This window comes from Streptomyces sp. CB00316, assembly GCF_001905595.1.
In the GTDB taxonomy this organism is placed as follows: Bacteria; Actinomycetota; Actinomycetes; order Streptomycetales; family Streptomycetaceae; genus Streptomyces.
Genome location: NZ_LIXI01000013.1, coordinates 126,028 through 141,148, shown reverse-complemented (window position 1 = coordinate 141,148; position 15,121 = coordinate 126,028). Strand labels below are relative to the sequence as shown.

At 73.6% G+C, this 15,121-nt stretch carries 11 protein-coding genes; 4 read left to right on the top strand and 7 right to left on the bottom strand.

What is annotated here, in order from left to right:
- Nucleotide 1 precedes the first annotated feature (1 nt).
- The 4 genes from AMK21_RS30390 to AMK21_RS30375 are packed head-to-tail and all read left to right on the top strand — an operon-like array spanning nt 2 to nt 4,081.
- Nucleotides 2–1,093 (top strand): ABC transporter permease, encoded by a 1,092-nt coding sequence (locus AMK21_RS30390; RefSeq protein WP_073882375.1) that lies wholly within the window; start codon nt 2–4, stop codon nt 1,091–1,093.
- Complete coding sequence (locus AMK21_RS30385) at nt 1,090–2,019, top strand: ABC transporter permease (RefSeq protein ID WP_073882374.1); 930 nt, start codon at nt 1,090–1,092, stop codon at nt 2,017–2,019. Before AMK21_RS30390 ends, AMK21_RS30385 begins: the two co-directional genes overlap by 4 nt.
- The gene (locus tag AMK21_RS30380) at nt 2,016–3,077 is read left to right on the top strand and encodes an ABC transporter ATP-binding protein (RefSeq protein ID WP_073882373.1); all 1,062 of its coding nucleotides are present in this window, start codon (nt 2,016–2,018) and stop codon (nt 3,075–3,077) included. Before AMK21_RS30385 ends, AMK21_RS30380 begins: the two co-directional genes overlap by 4 nt.
- Entirely contained in the window at nt 3,074–4,081 is a 1,008-nt protein-coding gene (locus tag AMK21_RS30375) for an oligopeptide/dipeptide ABC transporter ATP-binding protein (RefSeq protein ID WP_073882372.1), read from the top strand. The genes AMK21_RS30380 and AMK21_RS30375 overlap by 4 nt, the downstream gene beginning before the upstream one ends.
- Here AMK21_RS30375 and AMK21_RS30370 read toward each other — a convergent pair.
- From AMK21_RS30370 to infB, 7 genes are all read right to left on the bottom strand, one after another.
- Nucleotides 4,071–5,180 (bottom strand): XdhC family protein, encoded by a 1,110-nt coding sequence (locus tag AMK21_RS30370; protein ID WP_073882371.1) that lies wholly within the window; start codon nt 5,178–5,180, stop codon nt 4,071–4,073. The two genes, AMK21_RS30375 and AMK21_RS30370, sit on opposite strands and share 11 nt — an antisense overlap.
- A gap of 49 nt (nt 5,181–5,229) precedes the next feature.
- Nucleotides 5,230–6,186 carry a bifunctional riboflavin kinase/FAD synthetase gene (locus AMK21_RS30365; protein ID WP_073882370.1) on the bottom strand — a complete coding sequence of 319 codons (957 nt, stop codon included), beginning with the start codon at nt 6,184–6,186 and terminating at the stop codon, nt 5,230–5,232.
- Nucleotides 6,187–6,229: 43 nt separating this feature from the next.
- Nucleotides 6,230–9,838 (bottom strand): hypothetical protein, encoded by a 3,609-nt coding sequence (locus AMK21_RS30360; RefSeq protein ID WP_073882369.1) that lies wholly within the window; start codon nt 9,836–9,838, stop codon nt 6,230–6,232.
- Nucleotides 9,839–10,071: 233 nt separating this feature from the next.
- Nucleotides 10,072–10,971 carry a tRNA pseudouridine(55) synthase TruB gene (truB, locus tag AMK21_RS30355; protein ID WP_073882368.1) on the bottom strand — a complete coding sequence of 300 codons (900 nt, stop codon included), beginning with the start codon at nt 10,969–10,971 and terminating at the stop codon, nt 10,072–10,074.
- Nucleotides 10,968–11,444 carry a 30S ribosome-binding factor RbfA gene (rbfA, locus tag AMK21_RS30350; RefSeq protein WP_073882367.1) on the bottom strand — a complete coding sequence of 159 codons (477 nt, stop codon included), beginning with the start codon at nt 11,442–11,444 and terminating at the stop codon, nt 10,968–10,970. Before rbfA ends, truB begins: the two co-directional genes overlap by 4 nt.
- A gap of 36 nt (nt 11,445–11,480) precedes the next feature.
- On the bottom strand, nt 11,481–11,774 hold the full coding sequence (locus tag AMK21_RS30345) for a DUF503 domain-containing protein (protein WP_073882366.1): 294 nt from the start codon (nt 11,772–11,774) through the stop codon (nt 11,481–11,483).
- A 177-nt stretch (nt 11,775–11,951) separates the two neighbouring features.
- Complete coding sequence (gene infB, locus AMK21_RS30340; protein ID WP_073882365.1) at nt 11,952–15,089, bottom strand: translation initiation factor IF-2; 3,138 nt, start codon at nt 15,087–15,089, stop codon at nt 11,952–11,954.
- Nucleotides 15,090–15,121 lie beyond the last annotated feature (32 nt).

Here is a 15,121-nt window from a genome sequence, read left to right as displayed (position 1 = left end):
CATGAGCTCAGAAAGCACTCCCGCGCTCCTGAAAGGCGCGGCGGGCGTGGAGAGCACCGAATCCGGCGGCCCGGCTCCGGCCGGGCCGCCGGCCCGCTCGCCGCGCTCCCGCTCGACGGCCGCCTACCTCCGCTACGCGGCGGGCAAGCTGGCCGGGGCGGCCGTCTCCCTCTTCGCCGTCCTCGTCACCAGCTTCTTCCTCTTCCGGCTGATCCCCGGCGACCCGGTCAAGCAGATGACCGGCGGCCGTCAGGTGTCGACCGAACAGATCGCGGCGATGCGCCGTGAGTTCGGGCTCGACCTGCCGCTCTGGCAGCAGTTCACCCAGTACTGCGGCAAGGCGCTGACCGGCGACTTCGGTACGTCGTACCAGTTCCGGGCCCCCGTCATCGACAAGATCGCCGAGGCGCTGCCCGCGACGCTCCTGCTCACCGGCACGGCCTTCGTCATCTACACGCTGCTCGGCATCTGGCTCGGCGCCCGCTCCGCCTGGCGCAACGGCTCCGCCGGGGACCGCACCAACACCGCGTTCGCGCTGACGCTGTACTCGGTGCCCTCGTTCTGGCTCGGCCTGCTCCTGATCATCACCCTGTCGGTCGGCATCGGCCCGATCCCCGGGCTCTTCCCGACCGGTGGCATGGAGTCAGGCTCCACCACCGGCTTCGACCGCGTCCTCGACATCGCCCACCACATGGTGCTGCCCGTCATCACGCTCGTCGCGGTGGAGTACGCGCGCACGCTGCTGGTGATGCGCTCCTCGCTGCTGGACGAGATGGGCAGCGACTACCTGACCACCGCCCGCGCCAAAGGGCTGCGGGACGACCTCGTACGCCGGAAGCACGCCGTGCCGAACGCGATGCTGCCGACGGTGACGCTGCTCTTCGTGAACCTCGGTACCACGGTGGCGGGGGCGATCCTGGTGGAGACGGTGTTCTCCTGGCCGGGGCTCGGCGGCCTCTTCTACCAGGCGCTGAGCGTGCCCGACCTGCCGTTGGTGCAGGCGCTGTTCTTCGTCTTCGCCTCCGCGGTGATCCTGATGAACACGCTCGCCGATGTGATCTATCCGCTGCTGGATCCCCGGGTGGGCCGATGACCGTCACGACCGACCAAGCCGAAACCGCACGGACGGACAGCCCGCGCGCCCTCGCCCGGGCCCGGCGACGGCAGGCCGCCCTCCGCTTCTGGCGGCAGTACCGCACCCACCGGGCCGGACTCGTCGGCCTCGCCGTGCTGGCGGTGATCGCCCTCCTCGCGCTGACCGCGCCCCTGCTGGTGGGTGCCGACTCGCAGAGCGTGACCAACGCCCCGGGCGGCCCGATGGAGGCACCGAGCGGTGAATTCCCCCTGGGAACCGACCAGTTCGGGCGCAGTCTGCTGGCCCTGATGCTCTGGGGGACCCGCGTCTCGCTCACCGTCGGTCTGCTGGCCGCCTTCCTCTCCGTGGCCATCGGCACCCTCATCGGGATCACCGCGGGCCACTTCAAGGGCTGGTACGCCACCGTCATCATGCGGGTCACCGACTGGTTCCTGGTGATGCCGACCCTCGTTCTGGCCATCGCCCTGGCCACGGTCCTCTCCCGGTCGATCTGGACGACGATCCTGGCGATCGGCGTGACGACCTGGCCGACCACCGCCCGCCTGGTCCGGGCGCAGACGCTCTCCGTCGAGTCCCGCCCGTACATCGAACGCTCGCGGGCGCTCGGCGGCGGACACGGCCACATCATGTCCCGCCACGTCCTGCCCAATGTGATGCCGCTGGTGCTCGCCCAGACCACGCTGGTGATCTCCACCGCCATCCTCACCGAAGCGACCCTCGCCTTCCTCGGGCTCAGCGATCCGACGATCGTCTCCTGGGGCGGGCTGCTCCAGGACGCCCGTGAGGCGGGGGCGGTCAGCTCCGGTAACTGGTGGTACCTCGCCCCGCCCGGACTCGCCATCGCCGTGGTCGCGCTCGCCTTCACGCTCTGCGGCCGCGCCATCGAGTCCGTGCTCAACCCCAAGCTGGGGGTGCCCCGTTGACGGCAACAACCACCACGACGAACCCGGACCCGTCCCCCAGGCCCGGCCTCTCGAAGCCTGTCGGTGACCCGCCGCTCCTGGAGGTGCGGAACCTGACCGTGACGTACGGCGGTGGGGCCGGTGCCGTCCCCGCCGTACGGGGGATCGACCTGCGAGTGGAGGCCGGACAGAAGCTCGGCATCGCCGGGGAGTCCGGCTGCGGAAAGTCGACGCTGGCGCTCGCACTGCTGCGGCTCCTCCCCGCGTCAGCCAGGCTCACCGGGGAGATCCTGCTCGACGGCGAGGACATCCTCACCATGAAGTGGGGGCGGCTGCGGGCGGTCCGCTGGGCGGGCGCGTCGATCGTCTTCCAGGGCGCGATGCACTCGCTCAACGCGGTCCACCGGGTGGGGGACCAGATCGCCGAACCGATCCTGCTGCACAGCAAGGCCACCCCGGCCGCCGCCCGCAAGCGCGCCGGAGAGCTGCTGGAAAAGGTGGGCCTGCCGGCCGCCCGTGCCCAGGCGTACCCGCACGAGCTGTCCGGCGGTCAGCGGCAGCGCGTGATGATCGCGATGGCGCTGGCCTGCGATCCGCGCCTGATCGTCGCGGACGAGCCGACGACGGCCCTGGACGTGATGATCCAGGCCCAGATCCTGCGCCTGATCGAGCAGCTGGTGGCCGACCAGGACGTCGGGCTGATCATGATCAGCCACGACCTCGCGGTGCTGGCGGACACCTGCGACCGGCTCTCGGTGATGTACGCGGGCCGGGTCGTCGAAGAGGGCCCGGCCAGGGAGGTGTACGCGGAGGCCCGTCACCCGTACGGCCGGGCGCTCTCCGCGGCCTTCCCGAAGATCGGGGACCTCGCCTCCCGGCGCGCGCCGCGTGGCCTGCCGGGCGACCCGCCGGACCCGGCGGCGCTGCCGGGCGGCTGTACGTTCCACCCACGCTGCCCGGTGGCGCTGGACTCCTGCGCCACGAAGGACCAGGAGCTGCGGGAGGCCGGAGGCGAACGGCGGGCGGCCTGCGTGCTGGTGGACGCCCCCGCTTCGGACCGATCGAGGAGCACCTCATGAGCACGGCCCCCCTCGTCCGCACCACCCCTCTCCTCAGCGCCGAGGCCCTGAAGGTCACCTTCCCCGGCCGGCGCGGCGCCGCCACCGCCCGCGCGGTCGACGGCGTCGACCTCGACATCCGGCCCGGCGAGATCGTCGCGCTGGTCGGTGAGTCGGGGTGCGGCAAGACGACGCTGGCCCGGTCGCTGCTCGGCCTGGTCGCGCCGACCGCCGGCCGGGTCACCTTCGCGGGTGCCCCGCTGGACTACGCGGGCCGGGCGCTCAAGGCATACCGGAAGCGCGTGCAGCTGGTGCTCCAGGACCCCAGCGGCTCGCTCAACCCGAGGCACACGGTGTACGACGCGGTGGCCGAAGGCCTGCGCATCCACGGGTACGCGGGTGACGAACGGGCGGCCGTCTCGGAGGGCCTCTCCCGCGCCGGGCTGCGACCGCCGGAGCGCTTCTTCCTGCGCTATCCGCACGAGCTGTCGGGCGGCCAGCGCCAGCGCGTGGTGATCGCGGGCGCGCTGGTCCTGGAGCCGGAGCTGATCGTGGCGGACGAGCCGGTGGCATCGCTGGACGCGTCGGTACGGGGCGAGATCCTGGCCCTCCTGCTGCGCCTCCGGGACGAACTGGGCCTCTCGGCCCTGGTCGTCACCCATGACCTCGGGCTCGCCTGGAACATCGCCGACCGGGTGGCGGTCATGTACCTCGGCCGGATCGTCGAGACGGGCCCGGTCGAGCAGCTGCTCACGGCCCCTCAGCACCCTTACACACAGGCCCTGTTGTCCGTCCTCCCCGAGGCGGAGGGCGCACCGGTCGTCCTGACCGGCGAGCCCCCGGACCCGTCGAAGGTGCCGTCGGGCTGCCGCTTCCACGTCCGCTGCCAGGTCCTCGCCTCGGGCGAGGCGGAACGAGCCGGGGTGGCGGAGGCCTGCCGCACGGTGGACCTGCCGGTGCTGAACGGCGGGGCGATGACCCAGGTGGCGTGCCACTGGGCGGCGGCGTGCGGCGCTAAGGCGTGAACCCGTGGTGGATCGCCCCCGTCAGCTCGCCGAGCGGACGCCCCGTGCCGCCCCAGCGGTGCTGGATGATCTCGGCCGCGATGGAGACCGCCGTCTCCTCCGGCGTACGGGCTCCGAGATCGAGGCCCAGGGGTGAGGCGAGGCGGGCCAGGTGCGCCTCGTCCACCCCGGCCTCCCGCAGCCGGGCGAGCCGGTCGTGGTGGGTGCGGCGGCTGCCCATGACCCCGATGTACGCGGCCGGGGTGCGCAACGCGGCGGCGAGCAGCGGCACATCGAACTTCGGGTCGTGGGTGAGGACGCAGATCACCGTACGGGCGTCGACCTCGGTCTCCTTCAGATAGTCGTGCGGCCAGGCGCGCACCACCTCCTCGGCGGTCGGGAACCGTTCCCGGGTGGCGAAGGCGGGGCGGGCGTCGCAGACGGTGACCCGGTAACCGAGGAACGAGCCGATCCGGGCTGTGGCCGCCGCGTGGTCGATGGCGCCGAAGACGAGCATGCGGGGCGGCGGGGCGTACGTCCGGACGAAGACGGCGACCTCCTGCATCCGGCGCTGCCCGTGCGCCCCGTACCACCGAATGCCGGTGAGTCCCTGCTCCAGCAGCCCGCGGGCGTCATCCGTGACGGCCGCGTCCAGCCCCTCCGTACCGAGAGTGCCGCGTGCGTCGGTGGCGCGGACCACCATGCGCGCGCCGGTCTCCGCCGCACCCGACAGGACGGTGGCCTCGGCGACGGGCAGGCCGTCGGCGATCAGGTCCAGCAGCGCCGCGAGCTCCGCCAGCTCGGCCTCCGACGCGTACGCGCGCACCAGCACCTCGATGGTCCCGCCGCACGTCAGCCCGACGCCGAAAGCCTCGTCGTCGCTGATCCCGTACGACACCACGCGCGGCCCCGCCCCGGCGAGCACCTCGCGGGCCACCTCGTACACATCGCTCTCGACGCACCCCCCGGAGACGCTGCCGAGCACGGTGCCCGCCTCGTCGACAGCCAGGACGGCGCCCGGATCGCGGGGCGCGCTGCCGTGCACGGCGACGACGGTCGCCAGGGCGAAGGGCGTACCGGCGGCGCAGCGGGCCCGGAGGCCGGGCAGGATGTCGTGCACCCTGCCAGCATCCGCCGTCCCCGGGCGGGGCGCACGGGGAGCGGGTGCGTCAGTGCGTGCGGTCGTACGCGGCGATCAGCTCGCTGCACCGCTTCACGTCGCCGGCCATCGCCACCAGCAGGTCGTCGATCGTGTCGAACTTCAGCATGCCGCGTACGTACGCGAGGAAGTCGACGGCCACGTGCAGCCCGTACAGGTCCAGTCCTACGCGGTCGATCGCGTACGCCTCGACCGTCCGCTCGGTGCCGTCGAACTGCGGGTTGGTGCCGACCGAGATCGCGGCGGGCATCGACTCGCCCGCCACCTCCAGCCAGCCCGCGTAGACGCCGTCGGCGGGGATCGCGGTGTGCGGGAGGGTCTCCACGTTGGCCGTGGGGAAGCCCAGTTCGCGGCCGCGCTGGGCGCCGCGGACCACGATGCCCTCGACGCGGTGCGGGCGGCCGAGGATCTCGGCGGCGCCGGCGACATCGCCCTCGGAGACGAGGCGGCGGGTCAGGGTGGAGGAGAACGGCTGGCCGCCGCCCGCCTCTCCGGTCACGAACAGGTCGATGACCTCGACGGTGTAGTCGTAGGTGGCGCCCAGCTCGGTCAGCAGCGCGACGTTTCCGGCGGCCTTGTGGCCGAAGCGGAAGTTCGGGCCCTCGATGACGGCCTTGGCGTGCAGCTTGTCGACGAGGACCTTCACGATGAAGTCGGCGGGCGACAGCTTCGAGAACTCCGCGGTGAACGGCAGGATCAGCACCGCGTCCACGCCCAGCCCCGCCATGAGTTCGGCGCGGCGGTGGTGCGGGGCGAGCAGCGGCGGGTGGCTGCCGGGGCGGACGACCTCGCTGGGGTGCGGGTCGAAGGTGACGACGACGGACGGAACGCCCAGCTCACGGGCGCGCTCGACGGCCCGGCCGATGATCAGCTGGTGTCCGCGGTGCACGCCGTCGTAGGAGCCGATGGTGACGACGCTGCGCCCCCAGTCCTGGGGGATGTCCTCCAAGCCACGCCAGCGCTGCACTGTGACCGCTCCTCGCCCGAACCTGTGTACGTGTGTATGTCGATTACGCAGGTCTAAGACTGCCATGCTCACGCCCCGCCGCCTGCATCGGCATCGGCATCGCCCGACGTGATGTCTCCAACGCCTCCACCGTGCGCCGGGCGCTGGGGCCCACCACGGCCGCCCACTCCTGCGGGGCGTCGGCGAGCCAGCGGATCACGAGGGCGGCGAATCCGGGCACGTCCCGGGCGAGCTCGACCAGGCGGCGGTCGAAGCGGGCGGCGCCCTCGGGGGTGCGGACGAGGAGCATGCCGGCGCGGTGGACGAGGGCGCGCGTACGGATCTCCGGGCGGGCACCCGCCCCGGCCGCCGCGGCCTGGAGGAGGGCGTCCAGGACGTCCGGGTCCCGTCCGGTGGTCTGCTCGAACTCCAGCAGGACCTCCAGCAGCTCGGCCCGCAGCGGCCGGGACGCGGCGCTCCCGGCCCCGGCGAGCACCCGGGCCAGTGCGGCGCGGACCGGGGGCGGGGCGGGGCGGTCCCTCAGCAGCCCGGTGACCAGGGGGAGGAGCAGGGCGCGGGCGGCGGGGCCGTGTTCGAGGCGGAGGTCGACGTACTCGGCGGCAGGGGTGCCGTCCTCGGGGTGGGCGTCGATGTACTCGCGTACGAGCCCGGCGACGTGCAGCGCGAGCGCGGGCGTGTCCAGCCCGGCCAGGGCCCGCAGGACCGCCGCCGCACCGTCGCCGGGGCGGGCCAGGCGGGCGCGGAGGGCTGCGAGGACCGGCTCGGGGTGGAGGGGGAAGACCTCGGCGAGCAGCTCGACGGGGAGGCGGGGGTCGCCGTGCGCGAAGCGGCGGAGCGCCTGCGGGAGGTGGCGGCCCCTGCTCCTCGGGTCCCGGACGAGGAGGGTGAGGGCGGCGGCGTGGAGCTCCCTGTCCTCGGGGCGCTCCAGCAGGACCTCGGCGGCGGACCTGAGCAGCGCCCGGTCCCCGTCGGCGGTGATCCGGGGCTGGAGGAGTCCGGCGTACCGGGCGGCGGCGGAGCGGCGGGCCGGGCGGTCCTCGTCGCGGGCCCAGCGCTCGACGGCCCGGCAGAGCGCGGTGGGCTCGTCCTCGGCGAGGGCGGCGAGCAGTTCCCCGGCCCGGGTGTGCGGGGTGGCGATGAGCGCGTCGGTCAGGTCGTCGACGGCCAGGTCGCGGCGGGCGTGGAGCAGGGCCTGCGCGGCGGCGGCCACGGTGGGGCGCAGGCCCTCGTCCGGCGCGTCGGGACCCATCAGCAGCGGGCGTTCGTCGGTGAACCAGCGGCAGAGCAGCGGCAGTACGACGGGGGCGTTGAGCGTGAGGCGGCGGGCGACGGCGTCCAGGTACCGCTCGTCGCCGTCGGTGCGGGGCACCCCGTCGGCGGGGACGAGGCGGCGCAGGAGGTCGATCCGGTCCTCCTCGGGCAGCCGGAGCCGCCGCCAGAACCAGGGGCCGAACTCTTTGTACGCCCCTGGGCCCGCCGGTCCCCCGGTGGCGGCCGAGCGGCGGGTGATGCGCCCGGCGAGGACCCGCAGGACGCCGAGGTACGGACGGGCGTCGGGCACCCGGAGCAGGCTGCCGCCGAGGAGGTGGGCCGCCCACCAGGCGGCGTCCTCGTCGCGGGGGGCTCGGTGGCGTGGATTCTCGCGGCGGGCACCCTCGCCTCGGCTTCCTTCGCCACCGTGTCCCTCGTCGTTCCAGAGCCGGTCCAGCGCCTCGATCAGGTCGGCCATCCGGTGCGCGAGCGCGGCGGTGCCCTGGCGGCGGCCGAGGAGCACCATCGCCTGGATCACCGGGCCGATCCGGTGCCGGGGCACGGGCAGGGAGCGCGGATCCCCCTCGGTCGGGGCGCTGGGCTGGTGCACCACTGCCCCGCTCCCCCGGTGCCACCGGTGCACCAGCGAGCGCAGCGCCGCGTCCAGGTCCAGATGGGCGCCCTGCACCCAGTCGCCCAGCTCCTCGTGGGCGAAGCGGTAGCCGGCCCCGGCGGGCACGAGGAGCCCCTCCGTCAGCACGGCGGAGGCCCACCCCGTGCGCCAGGGGAAGACCTCCTCGAACGCCTCGCGGCCCAGCTCCCCCTGCCCCGGGCCCAGGCAGCGTCGGGCCGCCTCGTGGACCTGACCCGCCACCCGGGCGGCCAGTCGGCGTACGGCGGTGCCTCGGGGCTGTTCGCCGGCGGCGGCCGCGATCCGGACCGCGATGCGCACACACATGAGGTCCAGGTGGGCGCCGAAGACGTCCTCGGTGTCGGGGCGGCCCGGGACACCGGGCGGCAGGGCCTCGCGGACCTCGGCGAGCAGCCGCAGGGTGAGCGGATGCCGGTCGTGGCCGGGCGCGAGGGCGTGCGGCGGGATGCCGAGGCGCTCCTTGGCCCGGTCGGCCTGGTCGGGGGTGAGGTCGGCCAGGCGCAGGGCCGGGGGCAGGGCCCGGGCGGGGCGGTGTGGGCGGTGCAGGGCGCCGGGCGGGTAGAGGGCGCCTGCTGTCTCCCAGTGCTCGGGGCGGCAGGCTACGACGAGCCGGACGCCGTGCTCGCGCAGCCAGCCGGCGGTGTTCGCCGTCCATTCGGCGAGCCGGTGGGCCAGCAGCGGGGGCATCTCCTCGGGGCCGTCCAGGACCACGAGGAGGGGGTGGCCCGCGTCGGCGGCGAGAGCGGCGATCCGTTCCGCGGTGGCCGTCGCCATGTCACCGAGGGCCCCGGCCGCGGCGACGATGCGGGCCGAGCGGGTCAGCGTACGGTCCGCCGCGTCGGCGACCGAGGTGTCGTCGGCCAGCAGGTCGGCGCCGCGCAGCCAGAGCGTGGGAGCGGGCGCCGCGCCGTCGGCCCGGCGGGCGGCGAGGGCGGCCAGCTCGGTGGTGCGGCCGGTGCCGGGGGCCCCGACGAGGCCCAGGACCGTGCCCGTGCCGGTCTCGAAGGCGGCGAACTCCGCGCTCACGTCCTCGCGCTCGACGGGGGCGGTGCGGGCTTTCGGACCGTCCGCCGAGCCGACGGAGGTGGCGGTGAGCTGGAGGGCACCGGCGAGGTTGAGGTCGGGGCCGTAGGCGGGGGCGGCGGTGGCGTTGCGCGCCAGGAGGGCGTCGAGGGCGGCGTCGGCGCCGCGCGGGATGGGGAGGGCGAGCCCGGCGGCCTCGTACGGGGTGGTGAGGGCGGTGCACAGGAGGCCGAGGATCGCGCCCGTGGCCGGGTCGCTGACCGGTCCCCCGATGGCCGCGCCGCCGGAGCGCAGGGCGTCGCGCCCGTCGGTGCCGAGGGCCAGCTCCAGGGCGGCGGGGACCGGATGGGCGCCGTCCGGGGCGGTGTAGGTGGCGGGGGCCGTGCCGAGGACGCGGGCCTCACGGCGACCGTGGGCGGCGATCCCGACGTAACTGCCGGGCTCGATCCGCTCCCGTGCGGCGATGGGCAGCGGCTCCACGTCGAGGGTCCCGGAGCCGCCCGTACGCAGGAGGGCGAGGCCGAGGGCGGGGAGCGCGGTGATGTCGTCGGGGCCGACGGAACAGGTGCGGCCGTCGGTGCCGTGGAGGAGGAGCGGTCCGGGGGCGGCGGTGGCCTGGTGGGCGGTGACGACCGTGCCGCGGTCGTCCGCGACGAATCCCGTCCCCCGCGGCCGGCCGACCTGATCACAGATCCTCACCAACGTCGACCGGTCCCCACTGCCCATGGTCCGACGGTAGGCCGCCGGTGATCTCCAGGAGCGCGCGGACGGGGAAAGCGCCCCCCACGCCCCCGGTATTCACTCCGAGCGCCCGTCCGATGGAGTGAATAGCCGTGTCCTGGCGGAGCAGAGATGGTCCCGGGGTGGGGAATGTGGAGCGGGCACCGGGTGGGGGGTGGTGCCCGCTCCACACAGGAAGGGCGGGAAGGGTTCGGACGAAAACACCGTGCGGCGACGGATCAGGCGAAGACGGCGAGGCTCTTGGCCTTGCCCTTCTCCTCCTCCACGAGCACGAGGAACGTCCCGTCGGGCCCGAAGACCGCGACCGGCCCCGGCGGGTACGCGGGCATGTCCAGCCGTACGCCGTTGAGGAGCAGCTTGGCGCGCTTCTCGTCGACGTCCCAGCGGGGGAAGGCGGAGGCGGCCGCGTCGGCGACGGGCATCACCGTCAGCTCCTCCTGGTGCTGGTCCAGGGTGCGGGCCGCGTCCAGTCCGTAGGGGCCGACCCGGGTACGTCGCAGAGCCGTCAGGTGGCCGCCGACGCCGAGCCCGGCGCCGAGGTCCCGGGCCAGCGCGCGGATGTACGTCCCCGAGGAGCAGACCACGGAGACGACCAGGTCCATGACGGGGGTGCCGTCCTCGGCGACGGCCTCGCGGACGTCGTAGACGCGGAAGGAGGAGACGGTCACCGGGCGGGCCGGGATCTCGAACTCCTCGCCGCCGCGCACCCGCGCGTAGGACCGCTTGCCGTCGATCTTGATGGCGCTGACCTTGGACGGGACCTGCATGATCGCGCCGGACAGGGCCGCCACTCCGGCGTCGATGCCCTCACGGGTCACGCCGGACGCGTCGGCGGAGGAGGTGATCTCGCCCTCGGCGTCGTCGGTGACGGTGTCCTGACCGAGCCGGATGGTGCCCAGGTACTCCTTCTCGGTCAGTGCGAGGTGACCGAGGAGCTTGGTGGCCCGCTGGACGCCGAGGACGAGGACACCGGTCGCCATCGGGTCGAGCGTTCCGGCGTGGCCGACGCGGCGGGTGCGGGCGATGCCGCGCATCTTGGCCACGACGTCGTGCGAAGTGAAGCCGGACGGCTTGTCGACGATGACAAGGCCGTCCGGCGTGATGGTCTGCTCGGTCATGCGGAGGCCGGGCCCTCGTTCTTCTCGGAGGGGACGTCGGCTTCCTCGTCCTCGTCCTCGGGCTTGCGGTACGGGTCGGCGTCGCCGGCGTACTTCGCGCCCGTGGAGACCTCGCGCACCTCGGCGTCCTTGGCGCGCGCCTTGTCGAGGAGGTCCTCGATGGTGCGGGCGTTGTCCGGGAGGGCGTCCGGGACGAAGGCCAGGCTCGGCGTGAACCGGACCCCGGTCTGCCGGCCGACCTCGGAGCGGAGGACGCCCTTGGCGCTCTCCAGCGCCGCGGCGGAGGCCGCGCGCTCCTCGTCGTCGCCGTAGACCGTGTAGAAGACCGTGGCCTCCCGCAGGTCGCCGGTGACCCGGGCGTCCGTGATCGTCACGAATCCCAGCCGCGGATCCTTGATTCGCCGGTCCAGGGTCTCCGCGACCACGACCTGGATGCGATCGGCCAGCTTGCGGGCCCGCGCGTTGTCGGTCACCGGTCCGTCACTCTTCCTTCTGATTTCGCTTGCGTGTCAGTCTTCGTCACTGTGCAGCCGCCGTCTCACCGACAGCAGCTCCACCTCGGGGCGGGCGGCCACCAGCCGCTCGCACCGGTCCAGCACGTCCGTCAGGTGTCCGGCGTCACCGGAGACCACGGCGAGGCCGATCTCGGCCCTGCGGTGGAGATCCTGCCCGCCGGTCTCCGCCGCACTCACCGCGTACTTGCGCTGGAGTTCGGCGACGATCGGACGGACGACGGAGCGTTTCTCCTTCAACGACCGTACGTCGCCGAGGAGCAGATCGAAGGACAGGGTCCCCACATACATGTGTGTCCGGATGTCCCGCCGGTTCGGGTTCGTGCCCCGCCAGAACTTGGCGGGGACATCAGAACCGTACCGGAACGGCCGGAGCCGATCGACGGAAATACGACCCGTCGACCGGCCCCGACCGTGGTGGCCGGGTTCCGGGGGCGGACCCCCGGAACCCGATCAGATCTCTGCGGATCAGCCTCGCGGCTTCTCGCGCATCTCGTACGTCGCGATGACGTCGTCGATCTTGATGTCGTTGAAGTTTCCGAGGTTGATACCGCCCTCGAAGCCTTCACGGATCTCGGTGACGTCGTCCTTGAAGCGGCGCAGACCGGAGATGTTGAGGTTCTCCGCGATGACCTTGCCATCACGCAGCAGGCGCGCCTTGGTGTTGCGCTTGACCTCGCCGGAGCGGACCAGCACACCGGCGATGTTGCCCAGCTTGGACGAGCGGAAGATCTCGCGGATCTCCGCCGTGCCGAGCTCGACCTCTTCGTACTCCGGCTTGAGCATGCCCTTGAGGGCCGCTTCGATCTCTTCGATCGCCTGGTAGATGACCGAGTAGTACCGGACGTCCACGCCTTCGCGCTCGGCCATCTGCTCGGCACGCCCTGCGGCGCGCACGTTGAAGCCGATCACGATGGCGTCGGAACCCATCGCCAGGTTGATGTCCGACTCGGTGACCGCACCCACACCGCGGTGCAGGACCCGGATGTCGACCTCTTCACCGACGTCGAGCTGGAGCAGCGAGGACTCGAGAGCCTCCACCGAACCGGACGCGTCGCCCTTGATGATGAGGTTGAGCTCCTGGACCAGACCGGCCTTGAGCGCCTCGTCCAGGTTCTCCAGGGAGAACCGGACACCCTTGCGGGCGAAGTTGGCGTTGCGCTCACGGGCGGCACGCTTCTCGGCGATCTGACGGGCCGTACGGTCCTCGTCGACGACCAGGAAGTTGTCGCCGGCGCCCGGGACGTTGGTGAGACCGAGCACCAGGACGGGGGTCGAGGGACCCGCTTCCTGCACGTTCTGACCGTTGTCGTCGAGCATGGCGCGGACTCGGCCGTAGGCGTCGCCCACGACCATCGTGTCGCCGATGCGCAGCGTTCCGCGCTGGACCAGGACGGTCGAGACGGCACCGCGACCGCGGTCGAGGTGGGACTCGATCGCAATACCCTGCGCGTCCTGCTCCGGGTTGGCCCGCAGGTCCAGCGAGGCGTCGGCGGTGAGGACGACGGCCTCCAGGAGCGCCTCGATATTGAGGCCCTGCTTGGCGGAGATGTCGACGAACATGGTGTCGCCGCCGTACTCCTCGGCCACCAGACCGAACTCGGTGAGCTGACCGCGCACCTTGGTCGGGTCGGCGCCCTCGACGTCGATCTTGTTGACCGCGACCACGATCGGCACCTCGGCCGCCTTGGCGTGGTTCAGCGCCTCGATCGTCTGGGGCATCACACCGTCGTTGGCCGCCACCACGAGGATCGCGATGTCGGTCGACTTCGCACCACGTGCACGCATGGCGGTGAACGCCTCGTGACCCGGGGTGTCGATGAAGGTGATCTTGCGGTCCTCACCGTTGACCTCGGAGGAGACCTGGTACGCACCGATGTGCTGCGTGATGCCGCCGGCCTCGCCCGCAACGACGTTCGTCTTGCGGATCGCGTCCAGCAGTCGGGTCTTACCGTGGTCGACGTGACCCATGACGGTCACGACCGGCGGACGGGAGACCAGGGCCTCTTCGCCGCCCTCGTCCTCGCCGAACTCGATGTCGAAGGACTCGAGCAGCTCGCGGTCCTCCTCCTCGGGGCTGACGATCTCCAGGACGTAGTTCATCTCGTCCGCGAGAAGCCGGAGCGTCTCGTCGGAGACGGACTGCGTCGCCGTGACCATCTCGCCGAGGTTCATCATCACGGCGACGAGCGACGCCGGGTTGGCGTTGATCTTCTCCGCGAAGTCGGTGAGCGAGGCACCGCGCGACAGCCGGACAGCCTGTCCGTTGCCGCGAGGCAGCATGACGCCGCCGACGGACGGGGCCTGCATGGCCTCGTACTCCTGGCGCCTCTGCCGCTTCGACTTACGGCCACGACGCGCCGGACCGCCGGGACGGCCGAACGCACCCTGCGTGCCACCACGGCCACCGGGACCACCCGGACGCCCGCCGAAGCCGGGACGACCGCCGAAGCCGCCGCCGCCGCCGGGACGACCGGCACCGCCGCCGCCACCGGGACCGGCCGGACGGCCGGCGAAGCCGCCGCCGCCACCGGGACCGGCCGGACGGCCGGCGAAGCCGCCGCCACCGCCACCGGGACGACCGCCGCCGCCACCGGGGCGACCGCCGCCACCGGCACCGGGACCACGGCCACCACCGGGACCGCCACCGGGACGCGGGCCGGCAGCGGGACGCTGCGGCATCATGCCCGGGTTCGGCCGGTTACCGGCGGGACCGCCGCCGGGACGCGGAGTCTGCGGGCGGGGCATGCCGCCCGGAGTGGGACGGGCACCGCCCTGACCCTGACCGCCCTGGGGGCGCGGGGCGCCGCCGGGGCCGCCCTGGGGACGCGGGGCGCCGGGGCGCTCCGAGCCGCCACCGGGGCGCGGGGCACCGCCGGGACGGGGCGCCGAGGGGCGCGCCATGCCGGTGGAACCGCCGGAGGTGAAGGGGTTGTTGCCCGGACGGGGACCGGCCGGACGGGCGCCGCCGGGGCGCGGTGCGCCCTGGCCCGCGGGACGTGCGGGGCGGTCTCCGCCACGCTCGCCACCACGGCCGCCGTCACGCTGACCACCGTCGCGGGCGCCACCGTCACGCTGACCGCCGGCCGGAGCCGGACGGGCAGGGCGGGGACCCGGGGCGGCGGCCGCGGGACGCGGGGCCTGGGGCTGCTGGGGGGCGGCCGGCTGGGCCGGAGCCGGAGCCGAGAACTCGGCGGCCGGGACCGGGGTCACCGGGGCCGCCTTCGGCGCGGGCCTCGGGCCCGGACGGGGGCCCGCCGACGGCGCGGAGGGCGCCGCGGGGGTGCTGGTCTCCGGGGCCTCGGCAGCGGCCGGCTTGGCAGCCGGTACGCCGGGCTTCGGGGCAGCGGGACGTGCCGCAGCGGCCGGGGAGGGCGCTGCGGGCTTTGCGGGCGTCGCCTTGCGGGGCGCGCCAGGCTTGGCAGCGGACTTGCCGGCGTTGCCGCCGGGCCCCTGCAGTGCGTCGGTCAACTTACGTACAACCGGCGCCTCGATCGTCGAGGACGCCGAACGGACGAATTCACCGAGTTCTTGGAGCTTGGCCATGACGACCTTGCTCTCGACGCCGAACTCCTTGGCGAGTTCGTATACCCGGACCTTAGCCACATCGCTCCTTTTAGGTCCGGGTTACCGCCGGA

Coding starts and splice junctions, on each gene's coding strand:
- AMK21_RS30385 (WP_073882374.1), top strand. CDS start 1,090: ATGACCGTCACGACCGACCAAGCCGAAACCGCACGGACGGACAGCCCG.
- AMK21_RS30345 (WP_073882366.1), bottom strand. CDS start 11,774: ATGTATGTGGGGACCCTGTCCTTCGATCTGCTCCTCGGCGACGTACGG.
- truB (WP_073882368.1), bottom strand. CDS start 10,971: ATGACCGAGCAGACCATCACGCCGGACGGCCTTGTCATCGTCGACAAG.
- AMK21_RS30375 (WP_073882372.1), top strand. CDS start 3,074: ATGAGCACGGCCCCCCTCGTCCGCACCACCCCTCTCCTCAGCGCCGAG.
- AMK21_RS30360 (WP_073882369.1), bottom strand. CDS start 9,838: ATGGGCAGTGGGGACCGGTCGACGTTGGTGAGGATCTGTGATCAGGTC.
- AMK21_RS30390 (WP_073882375.1), top strand. CDS start 2: ATGAGCTCAGAAAGCACTCCCGCGCTCCTGAAAGGCGCGGCGGGCGTG.